A 1,851-nucleotide genomic window follows, 5' to 3' on the forward strand; every position below is an offset into this window, starting at 1 on the left:
GGAAGAATACCTGAACACGTTGGAACTAAAGTCCGACCTATTTACCGCTATCCTTCCTGATGGTAGTTCCTTCGAATTCGTTATCAGAAAAACCTATGACGGCAAAATCGAATATGTAGTTTCAGGTGGACGTGATGTGAAGATAACCCATGCTACTAGGGATAGAAAGATTATATCTTTTAAAGTGGTGGACGAACAGGATGTTGAGTATGCTTTCACCGGTGCCGATACCACCTTTAGAGGAACGGGGTGTACGATTACTCCCTACAACACCACTTATGTGTCTTGGCAACTAACCTCTATCCGTTTGCCCCATTCTTCGGAACTTATTACTTTTGATTATGGCAAGAGTATTCATTCTAACTTTGGGTATCAGCAGGCAGAACCGGCAGTACGTTTCCATCATTTTTACGAGTTAGGGTGTAGTCCGGATGTATTTGACGTCACTGTACATACTTATACACGGCAGCATGCATATCAGATGAAGCTTCTGACTTCCGTCACTTATGGTACCACCACCATCCGCATCAATTATAAGGACGGTACAAACAGTGAATATTATAATTATGCCCAAAGTATCAGTATAAAAGACGGAGACAGACTTGTGCGGACCATCAACCTGGAACAGCATCAGGGCACTTTGCAATCTAGCAGTTTATCAAAGTCGCCTTTCAGTATGCTTGACAGCGTCACTCTGCTTGGCGGTAATGATGCATCATCCGAGACCTATCGGTGTGGATATACATCTTCGTATGCCAACTTTGGTGGAACAGACCATTGGGGTAACCTGAATTTTCGCAGCAACAATTATGACGTGGCCTATATGAATCTGTTCGTGGGCTTTGATGTGTCCAGAGCCAGTAGCTCTTTTGTAACAGACGTACCAAAAGACGAAAATGATTTGTCTCCTTTGGATAAAGTGAGACTCTCTAATGTGCCCTACAACACACGTAAACCTGCCGGCCCTGAAAGCCATTGTGTACTCCGCAAATTAACCTATCCGACAGGAGGCTACACAGAGTTTGACTTTGAGAACCACAAGTTCTTCTCATTCACAGATGATGATGGAGACTATATTCACGATAAAAAAAGGCGCGTGAAGACCAAAGCTACAGGTTTTAGGATTCGTGAAATCGTCAACTATACGGCAGAAGGTGTGCGAAGCGATTCCAAACACTACTGTTACGGGAAAACCGAATACGAAGAATACGGCTGGGAAATCGGACGCTACTACCATACAGGCGCAGGCGAACCAACCCTCGATCCTACCATTCAGACCTATATGAACTACCAATCGACCGACCTTCCGATGTCGGTACTGAACATGGTTCTGGGACTTGATCCGAATGGACAATATCGATCCTTCAAATCCAATCCCTTCATGAGTTATAGTCCGTCAGGAGGATATCCTGTTTACACTTGGGAGTGGGAATGTACGTTCAGTGCATTCAACTTCCAGCGGCTCCTGAACGGCCGTCCCGCAGTGGTCTATCCCGAAGTTACAGTCTATTATTTAAAGGATGGTGCAACCCAATTTAGTCCTGAAAATTGCAATGGAAAGACTGTCTATCAATATGACATCTATGAAGCAATGCAGAATGACACCGCCTTTTTCGAGAAACCGCAGTACTATGGCAATGTGCTCTGGTATGAAGGAGAGAAATATCGTTATAATCTGTTGAAAGAACAGACTGACTACATGAGCGACGGACGGGAATATAAACTGAAGCGACGCGAGTCACTGATTTGGCGTTACGGTGGCTCGTCGGTGATAGACTGGGAATATTCCAATTCATACGGAACCCCATATTTTGTCCCTATAAATGCTGTTCTTGGCAGTTTCTATACTTC

Annotated in this window: 1 pseudogene; it reads left to right on the forward strand. The window is 44.4% G+C overall.

The features are described 5' to 3' along the window. Nucleotides 1–1,851, forward strand: a pseudogene (locus AB5935_RS25005) (hypothetical protein); the annotation flags it as partial.

The sequence above is a fragment of the Phocaeicola sp. RTP21198st1_B8_RTP21198_201120 genome (assembly GCF_040929485.1).
In the GTDB taxonomy this organism is placed as follows: Bacteria; Bacteroidota; Bacteroidia; order Bacteroidales; family Bacteroidaceae; genus Phocaeicola; species Phocaeicola dorei.